This is a genomic window from Streptomyces sp. PH10-H1 (genome assembly GCF_030063355.1).
Lineage (GTDB): Bacteria > Actinomycetota > Actinomycetes > Streptomycetales > Streptomycetaceae > Actinacidiphila.
Window position 1 is genome coordinate 1 of sequence record NZ_JASISZ010000010.1, and the last position, 17,426, is coordinate 17,426.

The window sequence follows — 17,426 nt, forward strand, 5'->3', positions numbered from 1 at the left end:
CTCCCGCAGCCGGGCGGCGGCGGTGCGGGCGGGGGAGAGGTGCTGGGCCGAACGCAGCCGGACCAGTACGGCCAGCGGCTCGGCGGCGGGCACCGGCCCCAGCGGCCCGGGGGACGGGACCCGGCAGAGCGCGGCGGCACCGGGGGTCGTACGGATCCCGGGCAGCTCCCGCTCGCCGTCGGTGGGGTCGTCGGAACCGGCGGATGCTGAGGCGGAGGCGTCGGGGGCCGCCGTCCAGCCCAGTACGCAGACGAGCGCGTGCACCTCGTCCGCGTCCGGGCCGAGAGCCGCGCGCAGCGCGCCCCGCGCGGTCTCGCGCCGCTCGCCGGGGCCCGCGGTCAGTGCCGCGCGCAGCTCGCGGCCGACGTCGGCGCCCGCCCGGGACTCGGCGGCCAGCCGGTCGCCGATCCGGTCGCAGACCTCCATCGCGGCGATGAGCCGCGGATCCGGGCCGGGCGCGGCGTCCGAGTCGTCCAGCAGCCACACATAGCCGTGGACGATGCCGCGATGGCGCACCGGCAGGCAGATCCGGCCCCGGAAGACGCCCGCGGACGGGGCGGCGGGGATGCGTACCGGGCCGGTGGCGCGGGCGATGCCGAAGCGTTCGAACCAGGAGCGGACCTCGGTCGTCGAGCGGCGGGTGAGGATCGACCGGGTACGGACCGGGTCCATCGCGCCGTCGTCCTCGCTGTCGTGCGCGCCGAAGGCGATCAGCCGGAAATCGCGGTCCTCCAGGGTCGCGGGCGCGCCGACGAGCGCGGACACCTCGTCGACCAATTCCTCGTAGTCACCTCGCACCCCGCCATTGTCTCTTACATCTGTATGAGGGATGCCGCACGGATGCGTGACAGGTGTCGATGGTTCACCGGGTAGGTGGACCCTAGATTTCGCGGTGTTGCTGCCTGTTCATGCTCATCCTGGAGGAGCCCCCCGTGCTCGGTCCCGTGTTGCTCGCCGCCTCGCGCAGCGACCGCATGCGCCGCATCGTCGCCGCCGCGCCGATCACCCGTCCCGTGGTGAACCGTTTCGTCGCCGGTGACGAGCTGCATCCCGCCATGGACACCGTCCGTGAGCTGACCGCGTCCGGTCTTGAGGTCACCCTCGACCACCTGGGCGAGGACGTCACCGACCGGGACACGGCGAACGCGACCCGGGATGCGTACCTGAGCCTGCTGCGGGCCCTGGAGACCGAGGGTCTCGGCACCCGCGCCGAGGTCTCGGTGAAGCTGTCCGCGTTCGGGCAGGCACTGCCCGGCGGCGGCCACGACATAGCGCTGGAGAACGTGCGCGAGGTCGCGGAACTGGCCACCGTGATCGGCACCACGGTCACCCTGGACATGGAGGACCACACCACGGTCGACTCGACCCTGGCGATCCTCGCCGAGCTGCGCCAGGAGCACCCGGACACCGGCGCCGTCATCCAGTCGTATCTGTTCCGCACCGAGGACGACGCCAGGAAGCTGGCCGTGGCCGGCTCGCGCGTACGTCTGGTGAAGGGCGCGTACGACGAGCCCGCGAGCGTCGCCTTCCAGTCCAAGGCCGAGGTCGACACGGCGTATGTGCGCGTCCTGAAGATCCTCATGGAGGGCGAGGGCTACCCGATGGTCGGCTCGCACGACCCGCGCCTCATCGCGATCGCCCAGGAGCTGGCCGCCCGCTACGGCCGCAAGCCCGGCAGCTACGAGTTCCAGATGCTCTACGGCATCCGTACCGCCGAGCAGCGCCGCCTCGCCGACGACGGCGAGCGCATGCGCATCTACGTGCCCTACGGCGCAGACTGGTACGGATACTTCATGCGCCGTCTCGCGGAGCGCCCGGCGAACCTCGCCTTCTTCCTCCGTTCCTTCCTCCCCAGCCGCTGAGCGACCGCCCTCCCGTCGCCGTCAACCCCAAGGAGCGCATTTCATGGACGCTGTGACCCAGGTCCCCACGCCGGTGAACGAGCCGATCCACTCCTACGCCCCCGGGTCCCCGGAGCGCTCGCGGCTCGAAGCGAAGCTGAAGGAGCTGGCCGGCAATCCGGTCGACCTGCCGATGACCATCGGCGGCGAGAAGCGGATGGGCGGCGGCGAGCGCTTCGACGTCGTACAGCCGCACAATCACAGCGCCCGGATCGGCACCTACGCCAACGCCACGGCCAAGGACGCGCAGGACGCGGTGGACGCCGCCCTCGCCGCCGCCCCGGCGTGGCGCGCGCTCTCCTTCGACGACCGCGCCGCAATCATCCTGCGCGCCGCCGACCTGCTGTCCGGCCCCTGGCGCGAGACGCTGGCCGCCTCCACCATGCTCGGCCAGTCGAAGACCGCCCAGCAGGCCGAGATCGACTGCCCGTGCGAGCTCGTCGACTTCTGGCGCTTCAACGTCTCCTTCGCCCGGCAGATCCTCGCCGAGCAGCCGATCAGTAGCGCGGGCGTGTGGAACCGCAGCGACCACCGGCCGCTCGAGGGCTTCGTCTACGCGATCACGCCGTTCAACTTCACGGCCATCGCGGGCAACCTGCCGACCGCCCCCGCCCTGATGGGCAACACCGTCGTATGGAAGCCGTCCCCGACGCAGACCCACGCCGCCGTGCTGCTCATGCAGGTGCTGGAGGCCGCGGGTCTGCCCAAGGGCGTCATCAACCTGGTGACCGGCGACGGCATCGCCGTCTCCGAGGTGGCGCTCACCCACCCGGACCTGGCCGGTATCCACTTCACGGGCTCGACCAGGACCTTCCAGCACCTGTGGAAGACGGTCGGCACCAACATCGAGAAGTACAAGACGTACCCGCGGCTGGTCGGTGAGACCGGTGGCAAGGACTTCGTCGTCGCCCACCCGTCCGCCGACCCGGCGATCCTGAAGACCGCGCTGACCCGCGGCTCCTTCGAGTATCAGGGCCAGAAGTGCTCGGCCTCCTCCCGCGCCTACATCCCGCGCTCCATCTGGGAGAACGGCTTCAAGGAGGAGTTCGCGGCCGAGGTCGACGGCATCACCATGGGTGACGTCACCGACCTGTCGAACTTCATCGGCGCCGTCATCGACGAGCGCGCCTTCGCCAAGAACAAGGCCGCCATCGACCGCGCCAAGGCCGACCCGACGGTCGAGGTCGTCGCCGGCGGCACGTACGACGACTCGGTCGGCTACTTCGTCCGCCCGACCGTCCTGGTCTCGAGCGACCCGGCGAACGAGATCTTCCGCGACGAGTACTTCGGCCCGATCCTCGGTGTCCACGTCTACGAGGACTCCGACTTCGACGCGATGCTCGCCCAGATGGAGTCCGTCTCGCCGTACGCCCTGACCGGCTCGATCATCGCCCAGGACCGCGCCGCCGCGGTCGACGCCATGGAGAAGCTGCGCTTCGCGGCAGGCAACTTCTACATCAACGACAAGTCGACCGGCGCCGTCGTCGGCCAGCAGCCCTTCGGCGGCGGCCGCGCCTCCGGTACGAACGACAAGGCCGGCGCCGCGTCCAACCTGATGCGCTGGACGTCGACCCGCTCCATCAAGGAGACGCTGGTCCCGCCGACCGACTACCGGTACCCGCACCAGGGCTGACCAGCCCCCGCGGCCTCGTCCGCGGCCCGCGCGCAGACCGCCGCCCCCGCTCTCCGGTCCCCATCCGGACGCGGGGGCGGCCTGCGTTCGAGTGGCATCCGTCTCAGATAGTAGGAAGTCCGAGTAACTGTGGAGACATAACGGCGGAGCTGGCCTAGCTTTGTAGGAGCCGAACGACACGCTTCACCAGCGATCGGCGGATGCGAACCGGTGCGATTCCTCGCAGGTCACCCCCTGCAGCGCCCGTTCCCCGCCCCGTTCTGTGGCGACAACCATCTCCTTGATCTTCCTTTGGAGCTGATCACCATGGACGAGACCGCACGCGAGAACGCGATGAAGGCACTGCAGCGCTCGCTCGACCGCCGGGACAACGGCGGCAGCACCGGTCACGAACGCCGCTAGCCGGTAGCAGTGGGTTTGTCCTCAATCGCCGGACGGGCTGAATTCAGCCCGTCCGGCGATTGAGGCCGTTTCGCTTCGCGCGGCGCGCCACCGTGCTGTGTTTGTCGTTCACTTCGCCCTTCGGGCCACCGTGAAGTGGTCGATGCGCTCGCCCGTCTCCGCCAGCGCCGACACCGTGAGGGTCGACGTACGGCCGGCGGACGCCGGCTCGACCTCGACGGCGATGAACGAGTAGCCCGTGTAGCGGACCCGGGACCAGGCGACGTTCTCGGTGACCTTGCCGCCGCCCTTGGCCGAGTGCCAGGTGGCCACGGAGTCGACGTGGTTCTCGTGACCCTCGAACGAGTCGGGGGCCGGGAAGTTGTAGAGGCTGCGGCCCGCGCCGCCGGCCGTCACGTACACGATGCCGTCGCGGTCCGGGTGCACCGTGTCGCCGATGGCGACCGGCTTGGAGACCTTGCCGCCGCGGATCGCGTCGGTGCGCTCGTAGACGTGGTTGTGGCCGTTGACGACCAGGTCGACCTGGTGCTTCTCGAAGAGCGGCACCCACTTCTCCTGCACACCGCCGTCGGAGGCGTGGGCGTTGGTGGTCGAGAAGGCGCAGTGGTGGAAGAAGACCACGATGAAGTCGATACCGCGCTGCTTGCGCAGCTCACCGAGGCGCTGGTCCAGCCACGCGGTCTGCCGGCCGGCGCTGATGTCGTAGTTGGCCGGGATCTCGTACGAGACATCGTTCGCGTCGAGGGCGACGACGGCGGTGTTCCCGTAGACGAAGGAGTACGCGCCCGGCTGGTTCTTCGCGTCCGGGCCGTTGCCCGGCAGGCTCCAGCGGGCCTCCTGGCCGCCGTAGCCGTTGGGGGAGTACCAGGCCTCCATGTCGTGGTTGCCGGTCGTCACCATCCACGGGACGCGGGCGGCCACGGACTCCGTCTGCGCGAGGAACTGGTCCCAGTTCCGCGCGTCGTAGACGTTGGAGTCGGACTGCTGGCCGGAACCGGCCGGGTCGGCGTAGCAGATGTCGCCGGCGTGCAGGTGGAAGGCCGGGTTCTGCGCCAGGATCAGGCTGTCGTTGGCCAGTGCGTGGTAGCTGACGCCCTGGTCGCCGAAGGCGGTGAAGGTGAAGCTCTCACCGCGGTGGGCCGGGGCGGTGGTAAAGGTGCCGATGGTGCCGAACGCCTGCCCGGAGGCCGGGTCGAAGCCCTCGTGGCCGACGCCGTAGTAGTACGTGGTGCCGGGGCGCAGCCCGTCCAGCGCGGCGTGCAGGTAGTACTGGTCGACGGGCGGCAGCTTGCTGTTGAGCAGCTGCGGGGTGTGCAGCGCCCGCACCTCCGCCTCGATCTTGTGGCTGAGCGCCCACGGCCGCAGGCCCACCCGGATGAAGGGCTTCTTGACGGCGAGCGGGACCTGCCAGGAGACCCGGAACTGGGTCTTGGGATCGGCGCCGAAGGCAAGGTGGCGGCCGAAGGGGGCGACGAGCGCGCCGCTGACGTGATGCCCGGTCGCGGGCTTGCTCAGCAGCGTGGTCGAAGCGGCGGTCGCGGTGCCGCTCAGCAGCCCGGCCCCCGCCACCGCACCGGCGGCGGCGACGGTGCCACGTATGACCCGTCGGCGGGTGAGCTTCGAGCGCAGGTATTCGTGCTGTTCGGCCATGCTCATCCGGTCGGCGAGCTTGTCCGCGATACCCATACGTGGTGTGTCCATGACCCGCAATCTCGCATTCCAGGTCAACCCGCAGTCGTACTAAGGGTGAACGGTGTATGACGGCATTCCCAGGTGTCCGTCATATGGACGTAACGTGTCAATCAATGGGACGCCGAGTAGGGTTTCCCCATGTCTCGCACCCTCAGCCTCGCAGTGATCCCCGGTGACGGAATCGGCCAGGAGGTCGTGGCCGAAGGCCTCAAGGTCCTTGCCGCCGCGCTCCCTTCGGACGTGAAGCTGGAGACGAAGTCCTTCGACTTCGGCGCCAAGCGCTACCACGCGACGGGTGAGACGCTCACCGACGCCGATCTGGCGCAGCTGAAGAAGCACGACGCGATCCTGCTGGGCGCGATCGGCGACCCGTCCGTGCCGTCGGGCGTGCTGGAGCGCGGCTTCCTGCTGAAGCTCCGCTTCGCCTTCGACCACCACGTCAACCTCCGCCCCAGCAAGCTCTTCCCGGGCGTGCCCACCCCGCTGGCCGGCACCCCGGACATCGACTTCGTCGTGGTCCGCGAGGGCACCGAGGGCCCGTACACCGGCAACGGCGGCTCCATCAGGACCGGCACCCCGCACGAGGTGGCCACCGAGGTGAGCCTGAACACCGCGTTCGGCGTCGAGCGCGTGGTGCGTGACGCGTACGCCCGCGCCCAGGCCCGCCCGCGCAAGAAGCTGACGCTGGTCCACAAGAACAATGTGCTGGTGTACGCCGGCCACCTGTGGACGAACATCTTCAACAAGGTCGGCGAAGAGTTCCCCGAGGTCACCACCGACTATCTGCATGTGGACGCCGCGACGATCTTCCTCGTCACGCAGCCCGAGCGCTTCGACGTGATCGTTACCGACAACCTCTTCGGCGACATCATCACCGACCTCGCCGCCGCCGTCTCCGGCGGCATCGGGATCGCCGCCAGCGGAAACATCAACCCCAGCGGCGACTTCCCGTCCATGTTCGAGCCGGTGCACGGCTCCGCCCCCGACATCGCGGGCCAGAGCAAGGCGGACCCGACCGCCACGGTCCTGTCCGTGGCCCTGCTGCTCCGGCACCTGGGCTACGAGGACCAGGCCGCCCGCGTCGAGGAGGCCGTGCGAGCGGACCTCGTCGAGCGGTCCGCGCCGCGCAGCACCGTAGAGGTGGGCGACGCGCTCGCCGCTCGCGTGGCCGGCTGAAACACCCGGCCTCTGGGCTTCACGCCCGAGCGGGTGCGACCATCGACCCCGGGCCGCACATTTATGCCTAGGGCCCCATCGCTGCGATAATCAGCGGTGGGGCCGCTGTGCGAGGGGAAACTCGGACGTCCAAGCACTGGGACGCGGGTGCGGTCCGCCATGACCTCACGGTGAAGGACACGCAGACATGACGACGCCCACGATCGAGCTCAAGCCTTCCTCGCACCCGCTGTCCGACGCGGAGCGCGAGGCGATCCTTGTCAATCCCGGGTTCGGCCGCCACTTCACCGACAACATGGTGACGATCCGGTGGACCGAGGGCCGCGGCTGGCACGACGCGCAGCTTGTGCCGTACGCCCCGCTCTCCATCGACCCGGCGAACATGACGCTGCACTACGCGCAGACGATCTTCGAGGGCCTGAAGGCGTACCGCCAGCCGGACGGCACGGTCGCCACCTTCCGCCCGGAGGCCAACGCCAAGCGCTTCCAGGCGTCCGCCCGCCGTCTCGCGATGCCCGAGCTCCCCGTCGAGACGTTCATCGAGGCCGTCGACGCGATCGTCGGCCAGGACAAGGCGTGGGTGCCCAGCGCGGGCGAGCAGTCGCTCTACCTGCGGCCCTTCATGTTCGCCACCGAGGTCGGGCTGGGCGTCAAGCCGGCCAACGAGTACCTCTTCATGGTCATCGCCTCGCCGGCCGGCGCCTACTTCTCCGGCGGTGTGAAGCCGGTTTCCGTCTGGCTCTCCGAGGAGTACGTGCGCGCCGCGCCCGGCGGCACCGGAGCCGCCAAGGCCGGCGGCAATTACGCCGCCTCCCTCGTCGCCCAGGCCCAGGCCATCGAGCACGGCTGCGACCAGGTCGTCTGGCTGGACGCGATCGAGCGCAGCTGGATCGAGGAGATGGGCGGCATGAACCTGTACTTCGTGTACGGGGCCGAAGAGGGCCGGAAGCCGCGGATCCTCACCCCCGAGCTCACCGGCTCGCTGCTTCCCGGCATCACCCGTGACTCGCTGCTGCGGATCGCCGCCGACCTGGGTTACGAGGTCGGCGAGGGCCGGATCTCCGTCGAGGACTGGAAGCGCGGCTGCGCCGACGGCTCGCTCACCGAGGTCTTCGCCTGCGGCACCGCCGCCGTGATCACCCCGGTCGGCTCCGTCAAGTCCACCCGCGCCGACTGGCCGGTGGCGGACGGGCAGCCCGGCACCGTCACGATGAAGCTCCGGGAGGCGCTGCTGGCCATCCAGACCGGCACCGCGCCCGACCCGCACGGCTGGATGCACCCGCTGGGCTGATCCCTTGTTCATGCCGAAGGCCCCGCACGCTCGAGCGTGCGGGGCCTTCGGCATGAAGCGCGACAGCGGGTCTCAGGTGGTCGCCGGGGACAGCGCCGCCTCCTGCGGATTCGGCACCGTCTGAGCCGCCGTCCGAGCCGCCGGCCGATCCACCGCAAGCGGCACCGGATGCGGCTTCCGCGCGGTCAGCGCGAGATAGGCGGCAGCCGTGACGGCCGCCGCAAGGAGGAAGCTGAGGTCGATGCCCCAGGTCCATCCCAGCAGCGGACCGCTGTAGAGCGGGGTGTCGACGGCCGCCAGGCCGACCGCGGAGCCGGCGGCCCAGGCGAGCACCGCCGGCACATTCCAGCCGCCCCGGTACCAGTAGAGCCCGCCGCGGCCACGGCGGTTGAAGACCTGCAGCGCGTCGGAGTCGTACCTGCCGCGGATCTTGAAGAAGCCGAGCAGGGTGATGACGGCCCAGGGCGTCCCGACGGCGGTGAGCAGCAGGACGAACGAGGTCATGGCGTCCTGTGCGGCCCAGACGAAGTGCCCCAGGAAGACGAGCGCGGTCGAGACGCCCGCGACGACGTAGGTGGCCTGGGTACGGCTGGCGCGCGGCAGGATCGCGTCGAGGTCGAGACCCATGCTGTACAGCATCAGCCCGGCATTGCCGACCGAGCCCGCCGACGCGTTCGCCAGCAGCAGCGCGAGGTACCAGGCGGGGGCGGCGGCCACCAGCGGACCGGCGTAGTCGTCGGCCGCGCCGACGGACAGCGCGGTGAAGGTGCCGAAGAGCTGCGGCACGAGCAGCCCGACGACCAGGCCGAGGCAGGTGGACCAGAACACCTTGCGCTGGGTGAAGCGGCGCGGCGAGATGTAGCGGGTGTAGTCGCCGAGCAGCGTGATGAAGGCGATGGGACCGCTCAGCCCGGCGGACACGGCGGCCAGCAGCCAGGTCGGCCAGAAGCCGCCGAGCAGGTAGCTGGTGCCCTCGACGGGAGCGGTGGTGAAGCTGCCGGCGTAGGCGATGAAGCCGATGAGCAGCAGCACGGTCAGACCGACGGCCAGGGCGCGGCTGAGCCGCAGCAGCATCCGGTAGCCGAAGACGGCGAAGGTCGCGGTGCACGCGGCCAGCAGTGCGTAGACGATCGCGTAGCTCGCGCCCCCGGTCGGCAGGCCGAACAGCCGGTGCAGACAGCCGACGACGGCGTCGCCGCCGACCCACAGGGTCAGGGCGGTGTAGCCGAGCGAGAGCAGCAGGCCGATGACCGAGCCGAGGAGCCGGCCGCGGACTCCGAAGTGGGCGCCGCTGCTGGTGGAGAGATTCGTCGCGCTGCGTAGCGAGACGAGGGCGAGCGGCGCGGTCAGCAGGGTGCCGACAAGGGTGCCGATCACCAGGGCGGAGACCGAGGCCCACCAGCCGAGGCCGAAGGAGACCGGCAGCCAGCCGAAAATGATCACGCCGAGGGCGAGATTCGATCCGAGCAGGATGCTGACCAGGTCACGGGGGCCGCTGGTGCGCTCCTCGTCGGGAACGGTGTCGACTCCGCGTTGCTCGATCTGCATGGGCGGTCTCCCTACGCGTTTCTGCCATCTTTGAGCGACGTTCAATGTCTCCCACGTATGGCCTACGGTCAATACTTCCTGTCCGAGAGATGAATTGTTAGAGTGTTGTTCTAAACAGCGATGCCGGGAGGCGCGACGTGCGACTGACCCCCACAGAGCGGGACCGCCTGCTGCTGTTCGGCGCAGCCGAGCTGGCGCGGGCCCGCCGGGCCCGAGGCCTGCGGCTGAACGTGCCGGAGGCGACCGCGCTCATCGCGGACACGGTCTGCGAGGCTGCCAGGGACGGCAGCCGGCTGGCCGAGGCCATCGAGGCCGCGCGCTCGGTGCTCGGTCCCGACGACGTACTGCCCGGCGTGGCCGACATGGTCAGCCAGGTGATGGTGGAGGCGGTCTTCGACGACGGCTCCCGGCTCGCCGTCGTCACCGACCCGATCGGCGGGGGCTCGCTCGGCGATGACGCCCCCGGTGCTGTACTGACCGGCCCCGCCGTTCCCGAGCGGACGGCGGCCGTGACGCTGACCGTGCACAACACCGCGTCGGTGCCGGTCAGCGTCACCTCGCACTTCCACTTCTTCGAGTCCAACCCGCGGCTGGACTTCGACCGGTCCGCCGCGTACGGCATGCGGCTCGCCGTCCCGGCGGGCTCCTCGGTGCGCTTCGGCCCGGGGGAGTCGGCGCCGGTGGGCCTGGTGCCGATCGGCGGCGCCCGGGTCGCGATCGGCTTCGCGGGCCTGGTGGACGGCCCGCTGGACGCGCCAGGTGCCCGCGAGGAGGCCCTGCGCAGGGCCGCGGCCTGCGGTTATCTCGGCGTGGGGACCACTGGAGCCACGGGCGCCACCGGGACCACGGAAACCACGGGGATCACATCTTTGGAGGACGGGTCATGACCGGAATCGACCCGCGCGAGTACGTCGCGGTGCACGGCCCCCGGGCCGGGGACCGGGTGCGCCTCGGCGACTCCGGGCTCGTCATCCGTGTCGAGTCAGACGCCCAGCTGCCCGGTGACGAGTTCCTGGCCGGCTTCGGCAAGACCGCCCGCGACGGACTGCACCTCAAGGCCGCCGCCGTCCGCGACACCTGCGACGTCGTGATCAGCAACGTCGTGGTGATCGACGCGGTGCTGGGCATCCGCAAGGTGTCCATCGGCATCCGCGAGGGCCGGATCTGCTCGATCGGCCGGGCGGGCAACCCCGACACCCTCGACGGGGTGGACGTCGTTGTCGGCACCGGCACCTCGATCGTCTCCGGTGAGGGCCTGATCGCCACGGCCGGCTCGGTGGACACTCACGTCCATCTGCTCTCGCCGCGCATCATGGAGGCCTCGCTCGCCTCCGGCGTCACCACGATCATCGGCCAGGAGTTCGGCCCGGTGTGGGGCGTCGGCGTCAACTCGCCCTGGGCGCTGCGGCACGCGTTCAACTCCTTCGACGCCTGGCCGGTCAACATCGGCTTCCTCGCCCGCGGCTCGTCCTCCGACCCGGCCCCGCTGGTGGAGGCGCTCGCCGAGGGCGGCGCTTCCGGCTTCAAGGTGCACGAGGACATGGGCGCCCACACCCGCGCGCTGGACACCGCGCTGCGTGTCGCCGAGGAGCACGACGTACAGGTGGCGCTGCACAGCGACGGCCTGAACGAGTGCCTGTCGGTGGAGGACACCCTCTCCGTCCTCGACGGCCGGACCATCCACGCCTTCCACATCGAGGGCTGCGGCGGCGGGCACGTACCGAACGTCCTGAAGATGGCGGGCGTGCCGAATGTCATCGGCTCGTCCACCAACCCGACGCTGCCCTTCGGGCGGGACGCGGTCGCAGAGCACTACGGCATGATCGTCTCCGTCCACGGCCTCAAGCCCGATCTGCCCGGCGACGCGGCCATGGCCCGCGACCGGATCCGCGCCGGGACGATGGGCGCCGAGGACGTGCTGCACGACCTGGGCGCGATCGGCATCACCTCCTCCGACGCGCAGGGGATGGGGCGCGCGGGCGAGACCGTACGCCGCACCTTCCAGATGGCCGGGAAGATGAAGGCCGAGCTCGGCCCCATGGAGGGCGACGGCCCGGACGACGACAACGCGCGCGTGCTGCGCTACATGGCCAAGCTCACCATCAACCCCGCGATCGCCCACGGTCTCGCCCATGAGGTCGGCTCCCTCGAAATCGGCAAGCTCGCCGACATCGTGCTGTGGCGGCCGCAGTACTTCGGCGCCAAGCCCCAGATGGTCCTCAAGTCCGGCTTCCCGGCGTACGGCGTCACCGGCGACCCCAACGCGGCCACCGACACCTGCGAACCCCTCGTCATCGGCCCGCTCTTCGGGGCGCACGGCGCGACCGCCGCCGACCTGTCGGTCGCCTTCGTCGCCCGCGCCGCCGTCGAGTCCGCCGACGACCGCATGCCGACCCGGCGCCGCCGCGTCGCGGTGCACGGCACCCGCGGTATCGGCCCCGCCGATCTGCGGTTCAACTCCCGCATCGGCCAGGTCGACGTGAACGGCGGCTCCGGTCTGGTCACGCTCGACGGCGACCCGCTGCGCTCCGAACCGGCCGACCAGGTGTCGCTCAGCCGCCTGTACTTCTTGTGAACGGCACAGCCAGTGAACGACACAGTCCCGACCTTGAGGAACGACCCCATGACCCAGCGCCCCGCAGCCGACGGTTTCCGGATGCCCCCGGAGTGGGCCCCGCACACCCGTACCTGGATGGCCATGCCGTCCCCGAGCACCACCTTCGCGGACGACGAGGACCTCGACGTCTCCCGCCGCGCGTGGGCCGAGGTCGCCCGCACCATCAGCCGCTTCGAGCCGGTGACGATGCTCACCACGCCCGGTGACGGCGACGCGGCCCGTACGCTGCTCGGCCCCGGTGTCGATGTGGTGGAGCAGCCGCTGAACGACGCCTGGATAAGGGACATGGGCCCGACGTTCCTGGTGGGCAACGGCGAACTCGCCGCCGCCGACTGGGTGTTCAACGGCTGGGGCGCCCAGGACTGGGCGCAGTGGGACCTCGACTCCCAGGTCGGCGCGAAGGTCGCCGAACTGGCCGGCGCGCGCTCCTACACCTCGCGGCTGGTCAACGAGGGCGGCGGCATCCACATCGACGGCGAGGGCACCGTACTGCTCACCGAAACCGTCCAGCTCGACCCCGGCCGCAACCCCGGCTGGACCCGCGAGCAGGTGGAGGAGGAGCTGCACGCGTTCCTCGGCACGAGCAAGGCGATCTGGCTGCCGCGCGGGCTGACCGCCGACTACGGGCGCTTCGGCACCCGTGGACATGTCGACATCCTCGCCGCGTTCGTCCGGCCCGGCACGGTCGTCGTCCACAGCCAGCAGGACCCGTCGCACCCCGACTACGAGGTCTCCCAGCAGACGGTCAAGCTGCTCGCCGCCTCCACCGACGCGCGCGGCCGCACCCTCGAGGTCGTCGAGCTGCCCGCTCCGACGGTCACCGAGGAGGACGGCGAACTGGTCGACTACTCTTACGTGAACCACTACCTGTGCAACGGCGCCGTCGTGCTGTGCTCCTTCGACGACCCGGCCGACCGGGTCAACGCGGAGATCTTCGGCCGGCTGTTCCCCGAGCGCGAAGTGGTCCTCGTCGACGCCCGCACGATCTTCGCGCACGGCGGCGGCATCCACTGCATCACGCAACAGCAGCCCCAGGTGTAACCGTCGGAGGACGCGGTGACAGGACAGCCCCGCGCCAGACGGCGGCTCAAGCAGCCCCGTGAGCTGGTGATGGCCGCCGCCATGACGGCCATAGCGGAGCGCGGTCTGGCCGAGCTGACCCTCGCCGGCCTTGGCCGCGAGGTCGGCATGAGCAGCGGCCATGTCCTCTACTACTTCGGCAGCAAGGACGAGCTGCTGCTCCAGACCCTGGAGTGGAGCGAGGACCAGCTCGGCGCCCAGCGCCGCGCCCTGCTCTCCCGGCCGCTGCCCGCCCGGGAGCGGCTCGACCTCGTCATCGACCACTACCTCGCCGACGGCCACCGCGATCCGCACTGGGTGCTGTGGTCCGAGGTATGGACCCGCTCCCAGCTCGGCGAGGAGGGCCTCCAGCGGCAGCTCTCCCTCGAACTGGCCTGGCACCGTGACCTGGTCGCGCTGGTCGCCGAGGGCATCTCCCGGGGGGAGTTCCGCCCGGTCGACCCCGAACGCTTCTCCGTCCGGCTCCGGGCGCTGCTGGACGGTTTCGGCACCCATCTGGTCGTCGGCCTGCCCGGCACGGACCGCGTGGCGGTGCTCGGCCATGTGCGGGAGTTCCTCGAGGACGGGCTGTTCGCGCCCGCCGCCTGAACGCAACGCACGCAAGTACACAGCATCGTTGCCGCATGCACCCTTGTCGGAGAACGCCCGGTTCCGGCACGGTCGTTGACCATGGGACAGAGCGTGCAACAGACCGAGGGACAGGCCAAGGAAAAGGCCGGGGGACAGACGCACTGGAAGAAGATCTGGGTCGGGTCGTCCGGCAACATGGTCGAGTGGTTCGACTGGTTCGTCTACTCGACGTTCGCGACGTACTTCGCCGCCTCGTTCTTCCCCAAGGGGGACGAGACCGCCCAGATGCTGAACACGATGGGCATCTTCGCGGTCGGCTTCTTCATGCGGCCGGTGGGTGGCTGGCTGCTCGGCCGGATCGGTGACCGCAAGGGGCGCAAGGCGGCGCTGACGCTCTCCGTCTCGCTGATGTCGGCGAGCGCGGTACTGATAGCGGCGGCGCCGACGTACGCGGTCGCCGGGTACGGGGGCGCGGCGGTGCTGCTGGTCGCGCGGCTGCTCCAGGGGCTGTCGGTCGGCGGCGAGTACGCGGCGAGCGCGACCTATCTGACGGAGGCGTCGGCGCCGGGCCGCCGGGGGTTCGCGTCCAGCTTCCAGTACGTGTCGATGACGGTGGGGCAGATCATCGGGCTCGGCCTGCAGCTGATCCTGCAGCACACGATGTCGGACGGGGCGCTGCACAGCTGGGGCTGGCGGATCCCGTTCATCGTCGGCGCGCTCGGCGCCGCCATCGTCTTCTACCTGCGGCGCAGCATGCTGGAGACCGACGTCTACGAGGGGGCGTCCGGCGAGGCCGCCGCGGCGGGCGAGGAGCGCGGCACCCTCAGGGCGCTGTGGAACCACCGGCGCGAGGCGTTCCTCGTCATGGCGCTCACGATGGGCGGCACGGTCGCCTACTACACGTACACCGTCTACCTCACCAAGTACCTGTCCAGCAGCGCCGGACTGCCCAAGCAGACCGCGACCCTGGTCAGCTTCTGCGCGCTGGCGGTCTTCGCCTGCCTCCAGCCGCTCGCCGGAGCGCTGTCCGACCGGATCGGCCGCCGGCCGCTCCTGATCACCTTCGCGGTCGGCTCGACCTTCCTCACCGTGCCGATCATGACGATGTTGAAGCACGTCAGCGGCTTCTGGTCGGCCCTCGGGCTGGCGCTGCTCGCACTGGTGGTGGTCACCGGCTACACGTCGATCAACGCCTGTGTGAAGGCCGAACTGTTCCCGACCCATATCCGCGCGCTGGGCGTCGCGCTCCCGTACGCGCTGGCCAACGCCCTGTTCGGCGGCACCGCGGAATACGTCGCCCTGTGGTTCAAGAAGGGAGGCATCGAGTCCGGCTTCTACTGGTACGTGGCGGGCTGCGCGGCGGTGTCGCTCGTCGTCTACCTGGCCATGCGCGAGACACGGGAGATCGACCTCCACCGGGTGGGGCGCGACGCCCCGGATCGCGAACGGGCGCTCGCATCCTGAGACGGCGGGATCACGGGGGCAGGTCTGTGTCAGACTGCCTCCGTGCTCTCCAGCGTCATGATTATGGACAGCGCACGCCGGTCCGCAGTGCTCGCACCGTAGAAAACGTACGGCAGCGACCACCGTGTCCCAGACCCGCGTGCAGACCTCTCGCATCCGCGAGAGGTCTTTTCGTTTCCCGGCACACCCTCGCCGGGCGGCGGAGCACGAGGGATCATTGGGGGCAAGTGGAGACGGGTCTTCCGGTACCACTCACCCGACAGGAGTTCTCACGACCATGACAGCCGAATTGGACGACAGCTTCCACGTCTTCGACACGACGCTGCGCGACGGCGCGCAGCGCGAGGGGATCAACCTCACCGTCGCCGACAAGCTGACGATCGCCCGGCACCTGGACGACTTCGGGGTGGGGTTCATCGAGGGCGGCTGGCCCGGCGCCAATCCGCGCGACACCGAGTTCTTCGCACGCGCCGCCACCGAGCTGGAGCTGCGGCACGCCACGCTGGTCGCCTTCGGCGCCACCCGCCGCCCGGGCGGCAAGGCCGCCGAGGACCCGCAGGTCAAGGCGTTGCTGGACTCCGGGGCGCCGGTGATCACGCTGGTCGCCAAATCGCACGACCGGCATGTCGAGCTGGCGCTGCGCACCACGCTGGAAGAGAACCTGGAGATGGTCCGCGACACCGTCTCCTACCTGGTGGAACAGGGCCGCCGGGTGTTCGTCGACTGTGAGCACTTCTTCGACGGCTACAAGGCCAACCCCGAGTACGCGAAGCAGGTCGTGAGGGCCGCGCACGAGGCCGGCGCGGACGTCGTCGTGCTGTGCGACACCAACGGCGGGATGCTGCCCGCCCAGGTCCAGGCCGTGGTCGGCCTCGTCCTCGCCGACACCGGCGCCCGGCTGGGCATCCACGCGCAGGACGACACCGGCTGCGCCGTCGCCAACACCCTCGCCGCCGTGGACGCGGGCGCCACCCATGTGCAGTGCACCGCCAACGGCTACGGCGAGCGGGTCGGCAACTCCAATCTCTTCCCGGTCACCGCCGCGCTGGAGCTCAAGTACGGGATGAAGGTGCTCCCCGAGGGCTCGCTGGCCGAGATGACCCGGATCTCGCACGCCATCGCCGAGGTCGTCAACCTCGCCCCCTCCACCCACCAGCCGTACGTCGGGATCTCCGCCTTCGCGCACAAGGCCGGCCTGCACGCCTCCGCGATCAAGGTCGACCCGGACCTCTACCAGCACATCGACCCCGAGCAGGTCGGCAACACCATGCGGATGCTCGTCTCCGACATGGCCGGACGCGCCTCCATCGAACTCAAGGGCCGGGAGCTCGGTTACGACCTCGGCGGTGACCGGGACCTCGTCGGCCGGGTCGTCGCCCGTGTCAAGGAGCGCGAGCTCCAGGGCTACACCTACGAGGCGGCCGACGCCTCCTTCGAGCTGCTGCTCCGCGAAGAGGTCGACGGGCGGCCCCGCCGCTTCTTCCGGGTGGAGTCCTGGCGCGCGATCGTGGAGGACCGCCCCGACGGCACCCACGCCAACGAGGCCACCGTCAAGGTGTGGGCCAAGGGCGAGCGCATCGTCGCCACCGCCGAGGGCAACGGCCCCGTCAACGCACTGGACCGCGCGCTGCGCGTAGCCCTGGAGAAGATCTACCCGCAGCTCGCCGAGCTCCAGCTCGTCGACTACAAGGTCCGTATCCTCGAAGGCCGTCAGGGCACCGGCTCCACCACCCGCGTCCTGGTCTCCACCAGCGACGGCCGCGGCGAATGGGCCACGGTCGGCGTCGCGGAGAACGTCATCGCCGCCTCCTGGCAAGCCCTCGACGACGCCTACGCCTTCGGCCTGCTGCGAGCGGGCGTCGACCCGCAGGAGTAGCCGGGGGCGGGGCGGGAGTAGCCGGGGCCGGGCGGGTGCACGGCAGCCGGCTGCTGTGCACCCGAGACCACACCGCCCCAGGCGGTGTGGTCCGTCCGGGGCGGGAGGGTCGTCGCGGCGGCCCCCACGACGCGAGCGGCGCGGTCGCGATAGTGATCCTCGTACGCGCTCGGTCA

Annotated in this window: 12 protein-coding genes and 1 pseudogene; 10 read left to right on the forward strand and 3 right to left on the reverse strand. The window is 70.4% G+C overall.

Going from position 1 to position 17,426, the window contains the following annotated elements; translation table 11 throughout:
- Positions 1-798: pseudogene (locus QMK24_RS08900) on the reverse strand (PucR family transcriptional regulator); the annotation flags it as partial.
- A gap of 134 nt (positions 799-932) precedes the next feature.
- Between QMK24_RS08900 and QMK24_RS08905 the strand changes: the two are divergent.
- Both QMK24_RS08905 and pruA read left to right on the forward strand, forming a co-directional pair.
- Complete coding sequence (locus tag QMK24_RS08905; RefSeq protein WP_283464781.1) at positions 933-1,862, forward strand: proline dehydrogenase family protein; 930 nt, start codon at positions 933-935, stop codon at positions 1,860-1,862.
- A gap of 43 nt (positions 1,863-1,905) precedes the next feature.
- Complete coding sequence (gene pruA / locus QMK24_RS08910; RefSeq protein ID WP_283464782.1) at positions 1,906-3,534, forward strand: L-glutamate gamma-semialdehyde dehydrogenase; 1,629 nt, start codon at positions 1,906-1,908, stop codon at positions 3,532-3,534.
- Positions 3,535-4,044: 510 nt separating this feature from the next.
- Here pruA and QMK24_RS08915 read toward each other — a convergent pair.
- Entirely contained in the window at positions 4,045-5,637 is a 1,593-nt protein-coding gene (locus tag QMK24_RS08915) for a purple acid phosphatase family protein (RefSeq protein ID WP_283464783.1), read from the reverse strand.
- Positions 5,638-5,766: 129 nt separating this feature from the next.
- On the opposite strand from QMK24_RS08915, the gene QMK24_RS08920 reads away from it, so the two are divergent.
- Positions 5,767-6,804 (forward strand): 3-isopropylmalate dehydrogenase, encoded by a 1,038-nt coding sequence (locus QMK24_RS08920; protein WP_283464784.1) that lies wholly within the window; start codon positions 5,767-5,769, stop codon positions 6,802-6,804.
- A 187-nt stretch (positions 6,805-6,991) separates the two neighbouring features.
- Complete coding sequence (locus QMK24_RS08925; RefSeq protein ID WP_283464785.1) at positions 6,992-8,095, forward strand: branched-chain amino acid aminotransferase; 1,104 nt, start codon at positions 6,992-6,994, stop codon at positions 8,093-8,095.
- 72 nt (positions 8,096-8,167) lie between these two features.
- Here QMK24_RS08925 and QMK24_RS08930 read toward each other — a convergent pair whose 3' ends face one another.
- The gene (locus QMK24_RS08930) at positions 8,168-9,643 is read right to left on the reverse strand and encodes a cytosine permease (protein ID WP_283464786.1); all 1,476 of its coding nucleotides are present in this window, start codon (positions 9,641-9,643) and stop codon (positions 8,168-8,170) included.
- Between the two features lie 137 nt (positions 9,644-9,780).
- On the opposite strand from QMK24_RS08930, the gene ureA reads away from it, so the two are divergent.
- The 6 genes from ureA (at position 9,781) to cimA (ending at position 17,250) form a co-directional block, all read left to right on the forward strand.
- Positions 9,781-10,530, forward strand: coding sequence for an urease subunit gamma (gene ureA, locus QMK24_RS08935; RefSeq protein ID WP_283464787.1), 750 nt, complete (start codon positions 9,781-9,783; stop codon positions 10,528-10,530).
- On the forward strand, positions 10,527-12,218 hold the full coding sequence (locus QMK24_RS08940) for an urease subunit alpha (RefSeq protein ID WP_283464788.1): 1,692 nt from the start codon (positions 10,527-10,529) through the stop codon (positions 12,216-12,218). Before ureA ends, QMK24_RS08940 begins: the two co-directional genes overlap by 4 nt.
- A 48-nt stretch (positions 12,219-12,266) precedes the next feature.
- Positions 12,267-13,301, forward strand: coding sequence for an agmatine deiminase family protein (locus QMK24_RS08945; RefSeq protein ID WP_283464789.1), 1,035 nt, complete (start codon positions 12,267-12,269; stop codon positions 13,299-13,301).
- 15 nt (positions 13,302-13,316) lie between these two features.
- Positions 13,317-13,928 (forward strand): TetR/AcrR family transcriptional regulator, encoded by a 612-nt coding sequence (locus QMK24_RS08950; protein ID WP_283464790.1) that lies wholly within the window; start codon positions 13,317-13,319, stop codon positions 13,926-13,928.
- A gap of 81 nt (positions 13,929-14,009) precedes the next feature.
- The gene (locus QMK24_RS08955; protein WP_502962452.1) at positions 14,010-15,374 is read left to right on the forward strand and encodes an MFS transporter; all 1,365 of its coding nucleotides are present in this window, start codon (positions 14,010-14,012) and stop codon (positions 15,372-15,374) included.
- Between the two features lie 277 nt (positions 15,375-15,651).
- On the forward strand, positions 15,652-17,250 hold the full coding sequence (gene cimA / locus QMK24_RS08960) for a citramalate synthase (RefSeq protein ID WP_283464791.1): 1,599 nt from the start codon (positions 15,652-15,654) through the stop codon (positions 17,248-17,250).
- Positions 17,251-17,426: the final 176 nt, after the last annotated feature.